The organism is Bacillus timonensis, assembly GCF_004799755.1.
Classification (GTDB): Bacteria; Bacillota; Bacilli; order Bacillales; family Bacillaceae_L; genus Ferdinandcohnia; species Ferdinandcohnia timonensis_A.
In genome coordinates, this window is the sequence record NZ_SLUB01000024.1 from 23,327 (window position 1) to 39,095 (window position 15,769).

Here is a 15,769-nt window from a genome sequence, read left to right on the forward strand (position 1 = left end):
AAGAAGTTGGGAATTCATTTCCCAACTTTTTTTCGTTCCTCCAAAATATCGCAAATCATTTGAATATGAAATGATGCCCACGCTTTTTCACGAAAGTGTAGAATGACGGTAAAAAAGAGGAGAAAAAAATAAATAATCGTGAAGAGAATTAAATAAAGATATCCTCTTCCAAACAAAAACTTTTGTATTTGGGTTGAAAAAAGAAATAAAAACCACGGGATGGCTGTGATTAAAATGGGAATGATGCCGGAGCCATTTTGTTCTTTTAACATGCGGTAATAAATAATTTTTAAGGTTTGCGAGTCAATTCCTTCATAAAAGGACTGGATGGAACGCACTTCCTCCATTTCCTTCAAATGTGTAAAAGTTCGGTCTTTTCGCGCGTTCTTTTTTAGCTTTAAAAAGATTTTATGTGCATCTCCACGAAACGAAATCAATTGTAACACCTCAGAAAAAGTAACATTATTGTTATCAATTCCCTGTTTCAAGCATAAAAATGCCCCCAACTTTTAGTTTTGGAGGCATATCTTTTATGCTGGAGGATTAATGTCTAGATCATCCTCAATTTCCTTTTCTTGATATTGTGTATCTTTTCGTGCATTGAAACGCTCTGCTTTCTCAACGTATACGGCAATGTTATAATCAGGGATTCCTGCAAATTTTTCATAGCGGCCTTTTGGAAGGAGGAAGTTACCTTCTGGGAAGAACACGCCAAGATTTTTTCTTGCGATATCCGCAAATTTTGCTTTTCCTTGGAAAACTCCAAAGCCATTGTGAACAACGATTGCTTCACCTTCTGCAACACGAAGGTCTTTAGCATCCTGAGGATTGATTAACACATCATAACGACCTGCTCCATTAAATGGGTCGACCTCTTTATAAATCATCGAGTTAAATTGCTTCCCACGGCGAGTGGTTAACACGAATTGCTCTTCTTTTTTACCGAAATCAGGAATTTCAACTTGAATTAAGTTCCCTCTGCCATCAGGCGTCGGACACACTCCGCCTTCACAAAGCCATGCTCCTCCCCATTGGAACACATCCCCTTTTTTCTTGAGATGTTGGATTCCGTTGTAATTCGGATTGGCAATTGCAATTTCGTCGCGAATTTCCTGTCCACTCTTAAAATCAATTAAATGCGCACTTTCAGGTTTAACTCGCTTGGCAAGATCGACATAGATCTTCCATTCTGCGCGAGCTTCTTTTATCTCATTTTTGTTCCCTTCAATTTCAGGTGAAAAATACACCATTCGTTCAGTCGAAGTCGAAGTTCCCCCACCCTCTTGTTCATAACGGGTTTTGGCAGGCAACACAATCACGGCTTCCTTTGCATCCAATAGGGTTGATGTATTTAAAATGATATCTTGATGAACACGGATCTCAAGCTCAGATAGGGCCTTTTCAACAAAACCAGGGTCTGGCATCGTTTCAAGGAAATTACCTCCGGACATATAATAGAGCTTTACTTTTCTTTCGTGGTCGTCTGGAAGCACAATATTCTCTAAGGTGACTCCAACAATATCGCCTTGCCATTTTTCAATCTCAAAGCCCCACACCTTTTCCATTCGCTCAATATTTTTTTCATCAAATTCGCCACCAGGCAGAACAAATGGATCTGCTCCCATTTCACCTGACCCTTGTACAGAGGAATGACCACGGAACGGCATTAATCCGTTGTGCTTACGACCAAGGTGACCACGAAGTAAGGCAAGGTTTGCTACCTGTGAAATATTATCGGTCGCAAAGGAATGCATCGTCAACCCCATCGCCCATGTATACACCACATTTTTACTCTTTGCTAGAAGCTTTGCTAACTCCATCATTCGTTCCATCGAGACGCCTGAAGATTTCTCAATCTCATCCCAGCTTTGCGCTATAGCATGAGCTTTTAATTCTTCAAAGCCGTTAACATGTTCGTTCACGAATTGATGGTTGATTGCAGAACCGTGTTGATTTTCCTCCATTTCAAACCAATGCTTCATAATTCCGAACATGAAGGCAATATCTCCACCAATGTTCACTTGATAGAAATCATCTGCAAGCTTCGTTCCAAATAATGCAGATTCCATATTAGACGGAATCCAATATTTATCCATCGCCGGTTCTCTATGTGGATTAATAACGATAATCTTTGTACCGCGCTTTTTCGCTTCAAGCATGTATTTCGTCGAAACAGGTGAGCTGTTCGATGCCACACTTCCCCAGAATAGTAACACGTCTGCACCAATCCAATCCTGATAGTTGGCGGTCGATGCCCCAACACCCACGGAACGCTTCATGGCTGTTTTACTAGGAGAATGACAAATTCGTGAAGCGTTATCAATATGGTTCGTACCCAAGTAACGAGCAACCTTTGCGGCTACATAATAGGATTCATTCGTAATTCCACGAGAAGTTAAATAAAAAGCATATTGCTTCGGATTCAACTTCTTCATCTTTTCCGCAATCATATCCATTGCTTCATCCCAGGAGATTTTGGAAAACTTTCTTTCTCCCTTTCTACGAATCATTGGATACGGTATTCTTCCAAGTTTTCTTAGTTCGGTACTATTATACTTACGCAATTCATCAATATCAGCGTGAAGAATTTCTGAATCAATGGCTGGCATTGTACTTAGACGTAGCACATTCAGGCGAGTTGTGCACATATGTGGACCTTTTAGCGTTTGGTCATAAAGACCGGAAACACCAAGAGCGCAGCCATCACATACCCCCTGTGTTATAATGCGGGTTGCATATCCGAGATTGTCCTTATTTTCCCATGCGACTTTCATCGTGTCACGAATGTGCTTTGGCTTTACCTTTCCTAAACCAAAGGGAATCGGACTGACCCAGTGCTTTGGTTGTGGCATTTTCGTAGACTTAATTGGTCCCTGATGCTTAGTTTCTCCCATGATTAATCCCCCTCTTCCTACTCGTTATTACTATGTGTATGGTAAAAGTTAACTTATATTAACTAAGCTTTCGGCATTCATACTGCTTATTCCTTTTAAAAAGTCTTTTATTATAGAAAAAACCACCGAAACATGATTCTAGGATGTTAGAAAGATGCAACGGTGGTTAGTCTTTAGCAGGGTCGCTACCAAGTGCCAACACATGATGTTGTGATTTATTTAGTTGAAAACTTCTTCTCTAAATCTTGATCAAATACAAAGACGGACATTCCGAAATCTCGGTCAATATCAATATCTACAAATAAATCAACTAGGTTTGAACCTAAAAATTCTTCCATTTCAACGGGTCTATTTTTTCGATACATTTCTTTTACCATTTCAGTTCTTGCCGCACGAAGCATTTGTTTTCCTTCATCTGCGGCCGCAATAAACTTTTCCACTGGAGATAGGTTTCCTTCCATTTCACATATGGCCCAATTTTTACAAAAGGTTGTTGTGATTTTACTCGGTCCTTTGCCCATGTGTTTTTTCCGGAAAGACCTTACTAGATTGCTAAACTCGGCTTCGTACTTATTCATTTTAGTTCTACCCTCTTATCAGTAACTTCATTAACCTTAGTTAATCAAGATTACCAATGAATGTCAACTAGCAAGCTCAGCACCTTTTCCAGCTTGTTGATTTCGTAGTTTCTTAATATCTAAACGGATTAAAAGGGAAATCGCCAATGCGACCGCAAATAATGCCGTAAACACCGTTAAGCTTTGTGTGTAGCTTCCTGTGGTATCACGAATCCATGAAGCAAACATTGGACCTGCAAGTCCTGCAGCTGCCCAAGCCGTTAAAATATAACCATGGATCGCCCCAAGTTGTTTTGTTCCAAACAAATCGCCGATGTATGCAGGGATTGCTGAGAATCCTCCACCATAACACGTGTAGATAAGGGCGAGTAAAATTTGGAATAATACTGGATTTGACACATGTGGCAGTAACGGGAAGGCAATTACTTGAATGGCAAAGAATACTGTATATGTATTCGGTCTTCCTAAATAATCAGACACTGATGCCCAACCAATACGTCCAAGGCCGTTAAATGCGCCTAAAACTCCTACTAATGCTGCAGCCGCAACTGGAGTTAATCCTACACTTTCCTGTGCTAGTGGTGAGGCAGCAGAGATAATGGCAATACCGCACGTCACGTTGATAAAGAGCATAAGCCATAAATAATAAAACCTTTTTGTTTTTACAGCTTGGTTTGCCGTTAATTGTGATAAATCCTGCTTTAATTTAGTCGTACCAGATGATACTTTTTCTTTAAATCCAGCTGGCAACCAACCTGCTTGAGGTGGAGCAAGGTATAAAGATGATAAGATCATAATGATAAAATAAGAAATACCTAGAATATAAAATGTATTTGCTATTCCTACTGAAACAATAAGCTTTTGCATGATTGGGCTACTAATGAGGGATGCAAATCCAAAGCCCATTATCGCAAGTCCTGTAGCCATACCACGTCGATCTGGGAACCATTTTACTAATGTGGACACAGGTGCAATATATCCAACGCCTAGACCAATTCCACCTAAAGCACCATAGAATAAATATAATAATGGCAGTGATTCTAAGTTGATTGCAAGACCAGAACCTGTGATTCCGACACCAAAGAAAATAGCAGCTAGTATTCCAGATGCACGCGGGCCATATTTTTCAACGAAATGCCCAAGAAAAGCTGCGGATAATCCTAAGAAAAGAATCGCGATACTAAAGGTCATGCTGATGTCGGTTAAATCCCATCCAAATTCTGTCTGAAGTGGCTTTGTAAATACACTCCAGGCGTAAACAGAACCAATCGATAAATGAATTCCAACTGCCGAGGCTGCAATCAGCCAACGATTTTTTGTCTTTTCCATTTCTTCTCTCCTTTATTTTGAAATAGTGGTGTTCATGTTCATTTTGTAGGAACCCATTCTAGAACATAAAAAACCGCCAGCAGCCCTATGCTTGAATAAGCATAAAAAGGATGATGACGGTTAATTTCCCTAGCAGGATCGCTACTACAAAATTAACAGTAATCGTTTCCAATATTCCACCTTTTGCACGAGAGACAGGTTCGCTATCCTGTGACAAAAGTGTGTCTATATTGTGAACTATTTGTTACGATATTATCAAACCTAGCAGAATATTACAATAGCTTTTTATTAAATTATTTTGAGTTGTAAAAAAACTTTATAGTTGTTTTACCAAAAAAAGTATGATTATATAGTAATAATCAAATAGGGATTAGCATGATGGTCCAGTTTACATGGAAAGCGTGGTGTAAAAATGGTAGAGTCTATTACCATTCGAAAAGGTATTATCAAATTTGAAGATGGTCAATTAATTGACGAAGAAGATCAAATCGTGACTGAATTTCCATTAACCATTCTTTTGAACCAACAGGAATTTGCGACGATGGTTTGTACCCCTTCCGAGCTCGATGAACTTGTCATTGGCTTTTTGGCTTCAGAGGGTGTCATCCGCTTCAAAGATGAAATTAAGAGCCTTCATATCGACGAAGGTCAGGGCTATGCATATGTGGAAACAACAACCGAAGTGACAACAAGTCAGGAATATTATTCAAAGCGCTTTATCGGTTCCTGCTGCGGAAAAGGCAGACAATTTTACTTTGTGAATGATGCAAAAACAGCTAAGACTTCAACATCAACCATTACCCTTACACCGGAAGAATGCATCCATTTAATGAATGAAATGCAGCAAAGTAGTATTGTTTTTAAAGACACAGGGGGTGTGCATAATGCTGCACTTTGTACACCTACTGACATGATTGTGAACCGAACCGATATTGGCAGACATAATGCCCTTGATAAAATATACGGTTATTGCTTAATGAATAAAGTTCCAGTTCGAGATAAAGTAATTGTGTTTAGCGGAAGAATTTCTTCAGAAGTTTTATTAAAGGCCGCAAAAATCGGAGTCGGAATTGTGTTATCAAAATCAGCACCTACCGATTTAGCGATCAAAATGGCAGAAGAACTCAATATCACGGCTGTTGGCTTTATACGTGGTGGCAAACTTAATGTTTACTCACATCCAGAACGAATTGTCCAGGAGTCTTTTGAAAGTACTTTCTAAAATAAAAGAGATTAGCAGAATTTTTTCTACTAATCTCTTTGATATTGCTTGGTTGTATCAGCCATAAAAACCCTTTTTACGTATGCGCGAACAGCTCTTGTACGTTTTTCATGAACTCCTCGGATTGTTTATTGCTTGACCCTTTCATTAGAACCTCACCAACCTTGGCTAATTTTCCCGTCATTTCAAAATCCATTTCATATTCAACTAGTGTTTTATCCTGCTCAATTGTCTTTAGGTTTGCTGTAAGTCTATTTGTAAAGGAGCCCGCTAGTGATACGGGTTTCCCCTTCATTTCCACAACAATTTTTTTATTTTCAATGGTCTCTTTCAGTTCCCCTACTCCCTGAATTTTAATGGGGACAAATTGAACCTTCACCTCAACTAATGTTTCATATTTTGTTGGGCTTAATTGTTTAACCTCTTTACAGCCTGGAAAGCATCGGCCTAACTTCATTGGGTCCATAAAAACGGAATAGACCTTTGCTCTGTCTGCATGTACGATAAATTGATCAGCCTTTTTCAAAATCCCACTCCTATCGAATTTTTCTTAGACGATGTTAAAAGTTTATTAGGATATTTTGAATGTAGAACAACAAGTTGGCATAAAACATGCAAACTGCTTTGATTAGTTTCTTTTCATATGCTAAAGTTTCTCCGTGTAATCCTTTTCGAAAATATATTGGCATATCGCTTTCGCTACCCCGTCTTTTTCATTCGAGGATGTAATAACATCCGCAGCGTTTTTAACTTCAGGTGACGCGTTATCCATTGCAACCCCTAACCCAACAGAAGTTAATAGCTTGAAGTCATTAAAACTGTCCCCAATTGCCATTACGTTGTCTAATCCAAAATCTAACAAACTGCAGACCTTTCGAATTCCATACTCCTTTGTTATCCCTTTTGTTGAAATTTCAATATTATTATCTGCTGACTGAGTAATTTCGAGGTGGCTCCAACCTTCTAATTCAACCTTCAGTTCTTTAATTAAAGATAAATTATCATTTAACAGGCCAAATTTCATCCATTTTCCATTTACAAGTTCATCCTGCCAATCAGGTTTTCTAATAAGACGGTCTTCAGTAAATCCCCAAAACCAGGAGTTTGTCTGCGTAGCAAGTTGGTGAAGCCTAAGGATGTCGTGAGTCATTAAATGATGTCTTTCAAGTAAATCGTCTGGCGTTTTCCATATTTCTGCTCCATTTAAAAACACCATCGGTGAAGTAAGTCCTAATTCCTTTCTAAACGTCTCTGCAGATTGTCGACCTCTACCTGTAGCGATGGATACAATAACTCCATTCTGAACCGCTTTTTTAACCCAGTATTTAGTCGATTGTGTAATTTCCTTGTTATCATTTAAGGTTGTACCGTCTAAATCTAAAGCGAGTAAACGATATGGAAGCATTTTTTAAAAAACTCCTCACATGTAAAATTAGCTGATTATTAAAATGTACGAAAAAATTATATACCTCATGTCTAGTCTTTTTTGTAAGTTATTGCCCCTACGACCCTTGGCCAGTCTAATTCAATTCCTTCAGAGACTAATAATTGTTGAAACTCTTTTAACAATTTGTGATTATTTCGAACCTCACGAGGTTTTATTTCTCTTTCAAATCAGCCTTTGTTCCAACTTCACTGCATTCACTCCCCAAAAGGTTAAATTGCATATCAAACCCAACTTCAAACATGCGCTTCCATGGGGAATAGACATGAAGTAAGATGATTTTCCCCTCAGAAAGATCGGATAGGTTTTTCTCTATAAAAATAGTCAGCTGTTCTTTTATAAGGTTTTGGATTTCTTCTAATTGGTCTGAAATATCAAAATAAGTTCCGCCAAGACAGGTTACATCATTTATTGATATATGTTTTCTAGCAATTGTTTGATAGCCCCAATCCTCTATTAGCCTAGAATAATAGAACTCTCTACTTTTGCTTTTCCTACCTTCATTTTCTGGGCTTTGCTTTTTATAATATGATTCAATAATTGTATGTGAAATGACGGTTCCTAATGTATTTCCTGATGTATTCCATCCCGCATAGGCATGGACTTGTTCCAGTAAACCTACTTTTTTTATAAGATTCATCAGGGTTTGGTCACTTCCATTACAGGTTGCAACATCTGCTAATCCAATAACTTTTCCTTTTTGCACATAATATCGTAAAGCTTGAACAAATTCGCGATAGTTAATCTCAGAGAAATACGATTTATGCCTTTCATGAAATGCTTGATTTGGTTCAGCGACCCCCGATTGACTTACAGAAGGTGAATGTGTAAATAAAATGGCATCGGCCTCTATCGAATTGTCAGCTACAATACCACCCATAACGGTTATATGAGACTTTATACTTTCATGTAAGCTTCGATCCTCATATTTTGGAATAATAAACGGTCCATTAGTGGAGGAATATCTGATGAAAATAGATGGTGTATAATGATGTATATCACAAAAAACCTTTGTAAACAAAGTACAGCCTATTTCATCTGCACCAGGATAGATCGCTATTTTATCAAATAAATTCAATTGTTCAACTTTAGATACAAGTTCATTTTGCTCAATCGAACTAAAACCAAATTCAGCATTATCGTCGAGGGGAATAATTAATGAGTCAATCAACCCTTCTTCAACAAGTTCAATTGAAGCGTTATTAATAAAGGAATTAATCTTTCTTCTCCCGATAAAATCGTTTAATACATCAAGAGGAATTTCAGCTTTTAGTTCAGTAAGCTTTTGTACTTCAATTTCGGTAAGTTGACCTCTTATTTCTTTATCTACTAACTTTCCATAGTTTGAGATTTTTTCACCGAAAAGCTCATAATAGTCTGGTTCTTCATCGCTACTATTATAATTTGGAACTCTCATAATTAAGTTAAACGCAAAAATAGTGAGATTTTTATTTTGTTTTTTTACCTCTTTTATCAGTTCAAGCCTATTTTGACATTCTTCCACGGATAATTTATGTAATCTCGAAGGCACAATGCCGCCATAAACAAGCATATCCAAGGAAATGATTAAGTAATTGGCATCCTTTGTTTCTTGGACTAGCCAATTTCGAATATCACTATATGTTGCAGGTGTTTTCTTGTTTCCTAATATTTCCCTACTAGGTACATGTAGGTTAACATCTGTTGCAGCGGCTAATTGTTGTGGATATACAAGATTGCATGGTCTCTCATCAAGCGGTAAATACACTATTTTCATATGCAAACTCCTTTATTCAATAGCAATTTTTTAGAAATGGTTCTTTTACAAGTGTAGTAATTTACAAGCCCTAATAGACTAAATGTACATAAAATGGGTAGAAATGGAATAAATGTACAAGTAAAAATAATGATACTTATAAAAAGGAACATGATGATTGGAGTAGCAGGTCGGGTTGTACATAAATAAAACGAATTTTTAATTAATTCCTTGTAAGACATATCAAAGTCCACTAATAATGGATATATATAGAAGGACATAAATAAAAAAATCATAGTTAATAAGCCAAATAAAGGAAACATGATATAACGAATAACCCCCTCCAAATTCCACATTACGAGAAGATCAGCCACTAATATAACCCCAATGAGAAATTGAAGTAGTCCAATTACACTAGACTTTTTAAAATATTTCTTAAAATAACGATAAAATGCTTTTGTTAAAGACGGCTCATTTCCTTCTGATAAATCTTTTATGACTCCAAGCATAGCAGCCGTTGAAACTGGGATTGTGATGATAGGAAGCGAGGAAATCAGCCATAATACGTTTAAGAAACAGATGTTTCCAATTACCTCCATAACTTTGAATAACCTTCCATCATGCGAAAACACGATACCACCTCTTTCTCGCGTAATTATGTTTGATTTCATCATGATGAACCACCCCAAACCCATATCTTTAATACAAGTAATTTTGAGTGGCTCGTTATTTATTCTTGTATGTAAATCTCTAATTTTGTGAGTTTAACGGTTACATAGCTTGTAATATTTGTTTTAGATTATCAACAGACTTCCCTGCTCCTACCTTTGGATCGTCGGTTCCTTCATATTCTACAGAAAGCCATCCCTGGTAATTGACACTTTTTAGTTCATGAATAACATGATGCAAATCCACTTTTCCTTCCCCTGCGATTGTTCCTAAAAATTTATCTCCGGATAATGAGAGGAAAAAATGACCCTCGTTATCCTTTCCTACATTAACAAAATCCTTAAAATGCACATGTGCAACATACTTTTTTAGTGCCGTTGCGGCATGACTAGCCTCTTCATCTACTAAAAGGAAATTACCTGTATCAAGAGTACATCTTACATGGTTAGAACCAACAGCTTCAATTAATTCAATAACTTGTTCACTTCTACCAGCGAAATAACCGTGATTTTCAATAGCAAGAATCACCCCTTGTTCTTCAGCATAAGTAGCACATTCTTTTAAGCATTCGATAATCCAAGATTTCCCTTGTACAAAAGAAACGCTTTCACATAAGTCACCACTAAAAATTCGAACGACATTGGTGTTCAACTTTTTAGCAATATCTATCCCGTTGTATACTTTTTGAATTTCCATTTTTCTTTCATCTTCACTGGTCCTGACAAAATTATTAGAAATATCGTAGGCACTTACCATGAGATTTCTTTCTGCCAATAAACTCTTCACCTTTGGCAATTCTTGCTCCACATCTTTCCAGTACATGTCTAAAAGTTCTACCCCCTCCAAACCAATAGAAGAAGCATAATCAATAAATCCAAACACATCCAGATTTTCATTTACTGTATATTTATGTAAACTATACATACTAACACTGGTTTTCATTTTCGTCACCCCAACCTTTATTCGTATAAAAGAAGATGCAGCAAAAACAACTGCATCTATTGCAAAGCAAAAATTAGTACATTTTATCTAAAACCGCTTTTGCTGTCTGTTCAATAGATTTGAAAGTTTGGTCCTTATCCTTTAAGGCAATCACAGTTGTTAAAATATCGAGTAAATGAAGTTGTGCAATCTTTGAAGCAAATGCACCACCTTGAAGTGGAGATTCCTTGGACGCCGCTAATAAGATAACGTCAGCATACCTTGTAATGGGTGATCGTGCATGATTGGTTAAACAAATGACAAAGGCCTTATTTTCCTTAGCAATTCGAATTGCGTCAACTACATCTTTTGTACTTCCTGAGGTGGATATGCCGAAGACAACATCATCCCTTGTTACGAGGGCAGCATTCATTGCCATGACATGTGAATCAGCAGAATGGATAACGTTATATCCAAAACGCATGAACCGGTGATTTGCATCCAATGCTGTTATACCGGATGAACCAATGCCGAAGCAAAACAATCGATTAGCCGAGACAATCGCATTGGCAGCCTTCTCAAGTGTTTGTGTTTGTAATAAGTTAAGCGTATTTTCAAGTGCATGTGTGTTTTGGGTTGTAATTTTTCGAGAAACCACTTCAAGCGTGTCATTCTCTTCAATTTTTCCATGAACATGCTCTTCAGGACTAACAAGGTTTTGTGCAACAGCTAACTTAAACTCCTGATACCCACGAAATCCAAGCTTCCGACAAAATCGAATAACAGTTGTCTCTCCTACTCCTGATTTTTCTGCAAGATCTGTTACCGACGAGTAGACAGCTTCTTCCGTGTCCATCATTACGACATCTGCTACTTTTTGTTCAGCCTTTGTGAGTGATTTATAGATACTTGTAATCATTAATATGGGGTTTGATTTCGTCAAAGTATTCAATTTCTACACCTTCTTTTCAGCTTAGTGGCAAAGTATACCATCATTCTATTATTCAATTAGGCTGTCAATTGGTACATTAAAAGTAAATTTCAGTCCCCTTCTTACTAGATTCATATATTCCACATAAAATTTTCATCATCTCCACTCCATCTTCCACGGGACTAATGGTTTCATTTCCAGTACGACAGCATTCAATAAAATAATCGATTTCGGATTGAAACGCCTTCACAAAATCAAATGACAAATTGTCAATTTGTGGATTCAGATTAACAATTGTATCGTACTTTTCTGAAAAAATTAGGAGTTCGGGTTCAATTTCTGCCCCACCCTTTTCTCCAAATAATTTAACAGATATTTCGTCCTTCTTCGCATGAAGTGAAAAACTTACATCAACAAATAATGATGCTCCGTTCTCAAAACGGATAAGAGCATTTGCAAGGTCCTCTACTGTATTTTTGGTTGCATCGAAATCTGATGCTTTATAGTAAGATAAGTTTTTAATATTTGATCTGTTTCCAAGTTTATGATATGTATTACCACTAATTGTTTTTACTTTTGGCCGCCCCATTAAATACCAGCATATATCAATCATATGAACACCTAAATCAATTAATGGCCCCCCACCGGACCGTTCTATGTCAGAGAACCAACCTCCTGGATTACCTAATCTACGGATACAAGAGGCTTTCGCATAATAGATATCACCTAATTCATCATTCTGAATAAATTTTTGAAGAATCTGAGTGTTGCTTGCGTACCGTCGAACAAAACCAACCTGGAGGAGCTTACCAGTTTCCTTTAAAGCTCTTTCAATGGCCAATGCCTCTTCTACCGTTTTACATAATGGCTTTTCTACAAGTACGTTCTTGCCAGCTTTAAGTGCAGCAATACTTATTTCAGCATGACTATTGTTCCATGTACATATACTGACTGCGTCAATTTCGGGATTAGCTAAAAGCTCATGGTAATCCGTGTATACATGCTCTACACCATATGTCTTTGCTTGTTGTTCTGCCCTTTCAATATTGAGATCACAAACTGCAACTATTTTGGCATTTTCATTCTTGGCATAAGAACCAAAATGAAGGTCTGAAATACTTCCCGCACCAATAACTCCAATCTTTATAGGTTTCATTGTCGATCCTCCTCAAATTGTATATGAGCTTACTGTTTATCCACGTCTTATTTAACCCCTACATCTACTCCATACACCCATGGTTGAATGGCCGCGCCTATTAATCCAGCATCATTACCGAGTTGAGTACCTTTTATCTCAACTGGATCAACAAGGGAACGGATACCCAATTCACCTACTCTCTTTCGAACCTTTTGAATAAACCATTCACCCTCGTGTAATACACCTCCACCAAGGATGATTAGTGAAGGATTGAAGGTATGGATCATGCTAACTATCGCAAATGAAAGGGCATTAATAGCTGTGTTCACCACTTTTTCTGCTACTACATTCCCTGCACTCATTAATTCAAATACAAGTCTACTTGTTACTTCTTCTGGATGTTTTTGATAATATAAGAGTTCACTGTTCCCTTCACTTTCAGGATAAGATTTTATTTCTTCCCTCATCATTCTTGCGATTCCCGTTCCTGACGAATAAGTCTCAACACACCCCTGAAATCCACAATTACATAAAGGTCCATTCATATCAACTGTAATGTGACCTAATTCCGCACCACCACCCCATGCACCTCGAAGTAAATGACCTCCTGTGATTACACCACCACCAACGCCTGTGCCTAGAGCGAGGCAGATAAGATTTTCAACATTCCTACCTACACCAAGTTGTTGTTCAGCGAGGGCAAGAACATTTACATCATTTTCTATAAAAATAGGCAAATCGGTTTTCTTTGAAAGAATATCTCTTAATGGAACATCATTCCAATCCTTGATATTTGCTGTTCCAGACAGAACTTTGCCTTTTTCAAAATCGATTTGTCCAGCAGTACCAATTCCTATGCCAACCAGCTTTTTCCCTTCCATTTTCGCTGTCTCAGATAGGGAAAAAATGATATTTTCGAGTAACTGAACAATCGCATCCTTTTTATCTTTAGGTGTGGAAAATGTTTTCTTTATTAAGACACTGCCTTCTCTATTCATAATACCCGCCGCTATCTTTGTACCGCCGATATCAATTCCAAGTGAATATTCCATTGTTACTCACCTCCACCCACAACTATTTAGAAAGCTAATGAAAGAACCTCAAGAATATCGTCACATGAATATGCAGCTGTTAAACCGTTAATACGTTTACTTCGCCTACCATCAAAATACCTCTGATCTACTTGGTCTGTGCTTAAAAATTTCATTACTAGTTCGTATGGTCCATCTAATGTTACAGGCAACACATTTTCTCGATTATCAATTGATTCTTTTATCATTTCTTTTAATTCCCTATATACTAGCTTAGGTGGTTTAACCAATGCTGCATGTCTTCCCAACCCCTCTTTTGTTTCGTAAGTTCGGACGTTAGGAATTTCCTTACTTGCCTCTCCACACGTCTTATTATCCCCCGTCACGAAAAGGACGGGTACATTATGTAAGCCAAATATCAGGCTATCAATTCCTATCTCACCAATAGGCCTCCCATTGAGGTGTATAGATTGCCATCCAAGAGATGTCATTGTATGGTCCCTAACTGCAAATTCAGTTCCACCCATTGCGTGATATCCAATCAACATAGCACCATCAAACGATGAATCCAACCCAGGAAAGCGATTGGCTACATTTGTTGCCCCCATACAATATCTCGCCCCTTGATGTAATTCTGAAGCGATAAAGTTGTACCCTGTACCATGAGCATCCTTCACGTAAATGTCATCAGCACCAGCCTCAATTAGCGCCTCAATCACTACATTTACCTCAGCAGTTAAGAGTTTCCTAGCCTCTTCATAGGCCCGTTCTCCTTTTTTTAACTGTTCAGGTAGTAAAACACCTGCGATTCCCTCCATATCAACACTCACATAGATTTTCATAACTAAGCCTACCTTACAAGTAAACTTCTTTTTGGGTTTTAGAAGATTTGTAGATTGACAGGATTAAGTCAACAGCTTTCCTTGCTTCCTCACCAGGCACGATAGGGTCTCGGTCTTCGATAATTGCTTTAGCCATATCTTCAATAAAATAATAATGGCCAATTGACCTTACGCCTTCAATATTTTCCTGGTCAATGTTTATCTCTTTCGTAATATCTCCTTTTTCCATGGTAATCCACTCTTGGATGCCATTATCGTTAAAGATAATTGTGCCTTTTTCTCCATAAAGCTCAATTTGAGTATTCCTCTCAGGAAAAACGGAGGTGGTACCTTCAATAACTCCAAAAGCTCCGTTCTTGCATTCTAGAACAGACACGGCAGTATCCTCGACCTCAATATTTCTTGATAAAGCAGCCGTTCTTGCAAAGACTTTCGAGACCCCACCTGTTAACCAAACAAATAGGTCAATCCCGTGGACACCTTGATTCATTAGTGCCCCTCCACCGTCCATTTCCCATGTACCCCGCCAACCAGCACTATCATAATAGGCTTGGTCTCGATAATATTTTAAGTAGGCATCACATAGTATCAATTTACCAATCTCATTGTTTAAGATGGCCTTTTTAACTCTTTTGACAATGGCCGTGGCTCTTCGCTGGTATACACACCCTAACTTTACCCCTTGTTCCCTACATGTCTCTATCATTTCCGTCATCCGTTCAGACTGTATGTCGAGTGGTTTCTCACAAAGTATATGTTTTTTAGCTATTGCTGCATCAATGGCAATTTGACCATGTGTCCCGCTAGGTGTACAGATTGAAACGACATCAATATCTTCCATCGCGAGAAGTTCTTTATAATCAGATAAATAGGTAGGGACACTAAAAGTTTCGGCAAACCTCCTTGCTGCTTCCAATCTCAAATCAGAAACTGCAACAAGTTCAGTAAATGGACATGCTTTAATCGCCTCAGCATGTAAAGGAGAAATCACACCACAACCAATGATTCCAAATCTGATTTTTCGAGCCATTTTAT

General features: G+C 37.9%; 15 protein-coding genes. 1 reads left to right on the forward strand and 14 read right to left on the reverse strand.

The features are described from left to right. Positions 1-14: 14 nt before the first annotated feature. The 4 genes from E1I69_RS13645 to E1I69_RS13660 all read right to left on the reverse strand — a co-directional run bounded on the left by E1I69_RS13645 (position 15) and on the right by E1I69_RS13660 (position 4,801). On the reverse strand, positions 15-488 hold the full coding sequence (locus E1I69_RS13645) for a hypothetical protein (protein ID WP_347561817.1): 474 nt from the start codon (positions 486-488) through the stop codon (positions 15-17). 42 nt (positions 489-530) lie between these two features. Continuing rightward, on the reverse strand, positions 531-2,894 hold the full coding sequence (locus E1I69_RS13650) for an FdhF/YdeP family oxidoreductase (RefSeq protein WP_136380137.1): 2,364 nt from the start codon (positions 2,892-2,894) through the stop codon (positions 531-533). A gap of 215 nt (positions 2,895-3,109) precedes the next feature. Beyond that, a complete protein-coding gene (locus tag E1I69_RS13655) occupies positions 3,110-3,472 on the reverse strand; it encodes a DUF2294 domain-containing protein (RefSeq protein ID WP_116350786.1) in 363 nt (120 codons plus the stop codon). 63 nt (positions 3,473-3,535) lie between these two features. After that, complete coding sequence (locus tag E1I69_RS13660) at positions 3,536-4,801, reverse strand: L-lactate MFS transporter (RefSeq protein ID WP_136380138.1); 1,266 nt, start codon at positions 4,799-4,801, stop codon at positions 3,536-3,538. A gap of 412 nt (positions 4,802-5,213) precedes the next feature. Here E1I69_RS13660 and fdhD point away from each other — a divergent pair, with 412 nt between their 5' ends. Continuing rightward, positions 5,214-6,023, forward strand: coding sequence for a formate dehydrogenase accessory sulfurtransferase FdhD (gene fdhD / locus E1I69_RS13665; RefSeq protein ID WP_136380139.1), 810 nt, complete (start codon positions 5,214-5,216; stop codon positions 6,021-6,023). 76 nt (positions 6,024-6,099) lie between these two features. On the opposite strand, the gene E1I69_RS13670 is transcribed toward fdhD, so the two are convergent. The 10 genes from E1I69_RS13670 to E1I69_RS13715 all read right to left on the reverse strand — a co-directional run bounded on the left by E1I69_RS13670 (position 6,100) and on the right by E1I69_RS13715 (position 15,764). Further along, positions 6,100-6,549, reverse strand: a complete 450-nt coding sequence (locus tag E1I69_RS13670) for a CoxG family protein (protein WP_136380140.1) — start codon at positions 6,547-6,549, stop codon at positions 6,100-6,102. A 120-nt stretch (positions 6,550-6,669) separates the two neighbouring features. Continuing rightward, on the reverse strand, positions 6,670-7,428 hold the full coding sequence (locus E1I69_RS13675) for a Cof-type HAD-IIB family hydrolase (RefSeq protein WP_136380141.1): 759 nt from the start codon (positions 7,426-7,428) through the stop codon (positions 6,670-6,672). 193 nt (positions 7,429-7,621) lie between these two features. Continuing rightward, positions 7,622-9,223 (reverse strand): DUF4127 family protein, encoded by a 1,602-nt coding sequence (locus E1I69_RS13680; protein WP_136380142.1) that lies wholly within the window; start codon positions 9,221-9,223, stop codon positions 7,622-7,624. Then, positions 9,220-9,876, reverse strand: a complete 657-nt coding sequence (locus E1I69_RS13685) for a YesL family protein (RefSeq protein WP_161974904.1) — start codon at positions 9,874-9,876, stop codon at positions 9,220-9,222. Before E1I69_RS13685 ends, E1I69_RS13680 begins: the two co-directional genes overlap by 4 nt. Before the next feature lie 97 nt (positions 9,877-9,973). Further along, positions 9,974-10,813 (reverse strand): sugar phosphate isomerase/epimerase family protein, encoded by an 840-nt coding sequence (locus E1I69_RS13690; RefSeq protein ID WP_136380168.1) that lies wholly within the window; start codon positions 10,811-10,813, stop codon positions 9,974-9,976. Between the two features lie 73 nt (positions 10,814-10,886). Continuing rightward, entirely contained in the window at positions 10,887-11,711 is an 825-nt protein-coding gene (locus tag E1I69_RS13695; protein ID WP_136380169.1) for a MurR/RpiR family transcriptional regulator, read from the reverse strand. A 109-nt stretch (positions 11,712-11,820) separates the two neighbouring features. Then, a complete protein-coding gene (locus E1I69_RS13700) occupies positions 11,821-12,879 on the reverse strand; it encodes a Gfo/Idh/MocA family protein (RefSeq protein ID WP_136380144.1) in 1,059 nt (352 codons plus the stop codon). Between the two features lie 47 nt (positions 12,880-12,926). Continuing rightward, positions 12,927-13,913 carry an ROK family protein gene (locus tag E1I69_RS13705; protein WP_136380145.1) on the reverse strand — a complete coding sequence of 329 codons (987 nt, stop codon included), beginning with the start codon at positions 13,911-13,913 and terminating at the stop codon, positions 12,927-12,929. A gap of 26 nt (positions 13,914-13,939) precedes the next feature. Next, positions 13,940-14,734 carry a M55 family metallopeptidase gene (locus E1I69_RS13710; RefSeq protein ID WP_136380146.1) on the reverse strand — a complete coding sequence of 265 codons (795 nt, stop codon included), beginning with the start codon at positions 14,732-14,734 and terminating at the stop codon, positions 13,940-13,942. Between the two features lie 13 nt (positions 14,735-14,747). Further along, positions 14,748-15,764, reverse strand: a complete 1,017-nt coding sequence (locus E1I69_RS13715; RefSeq protein WP_136380147.1) for a Gfo/Idh/MocA family protein — start codon at positions 15,762-15,764, stop codon at positions 14,748-14,750. Positions 15,765-15,769 lie beyond the last annotated feature (5 nt).

What these genes read in the sequence shown, in the direction of transcription:
- E1I69_RS13650 (WP_136380137.1), bottom strand. Translation starts at nt 2,894, where the DNA reads ATGGGAGAAACTAAGCATCAGGGACCAATTAAGTCTACGAAAATGCCA.
- E1I69_RS13695 (WP_136380169.1), bottom strand. Translation starts at nt 11,711, where the DNA reads ATGATTACAAGTATCTATAAATCACTCACAAAGGCTGAACAAAAAGTA.
- fdhD (WP_136380139.1), top strand. Translation starts at nt 5,214, where the DNA reads ATGGTAGAGTCTATTACCATTCGAAAAGGTATTATCAAATTTGAAGAT.
- E1I69_RS13690 (WP_136380168.1), bottom strand. Translation starts at nt 10,813, where the DNA reads ATGAAAACCAGTGTTAGTATGTATAGTTTACATAAATATACAGTAAAT.
- E1I69_RS13700 (WP_136380144.1), bottom strand. Translation starts at nt 12,879, where the DNA reads ATGAAACCTATAAAGATTGGAGTTATTGGTGCGGGAAGTATTTCAGAC.
- E1I69_RS13715 (WP_136380147.1), bottom strand. Translation starts at nt 15,764, where the DNA reads ATGGCTCGAAAAATCAGATTTGGAATCATTGGTTGTGGTGTGATTTCT.
- E1I69_RS13705 (WP_136380145.1), bottom strand. Translation starts at nt 13,913, where the DNA reads ATGGAATATTCACTTGGAATTGATATCGGCGGTACAAAGATAGCGGCG.
- E1I69_RS13710 (WP_136380146.1), bottom strand. Translation starts at nt 14,734, where the DNA reads ATGAAAATCTATGTGAGTGTTGATATGGAGGGAATCGCAGGTGTTTTA.
- E1I69_RS13685 (WP_161974904.1), bottom strand. Translation starts at nt 9,876, where the DNA reads ATGATGAAATCAAACATAATTACGCGAGAAAGAGGTGGTATCGTGTTT.
- E1I69_RS13660 (WP_136380138.1), bottom strand. Translation starts at nt 4,801, where the DNA reads ATGGAAAAGACAAAAAATCGTTGGCTGATTGCAGCCTCGGCAGTTGGA.
- E1I69_RS13675 (WP_136380141.1), bottom strand. Translation starts at nt 7,428, where the DNA reads ATGCTTCCATATCGTTTACTCGCTTTAGATTTAGACGGTACAACCTTA.
- E1I69_RS13680 (WP_136380142.1), bottom strand. Translation starts at nt 9,223, where the DNA reads ATGAAAATAGTGTATTTACCGCTTGATGAGAGACCATGCAATCTTGTA.
- E1I69_RS13655 (WP_116350786.1), bottom strand. Translation starts at nt 3,472, where the DNA reads ATGAATAAGTACGAAGCCGAGTTTAGCAATCTAGTAAGGTCTTTCCGG.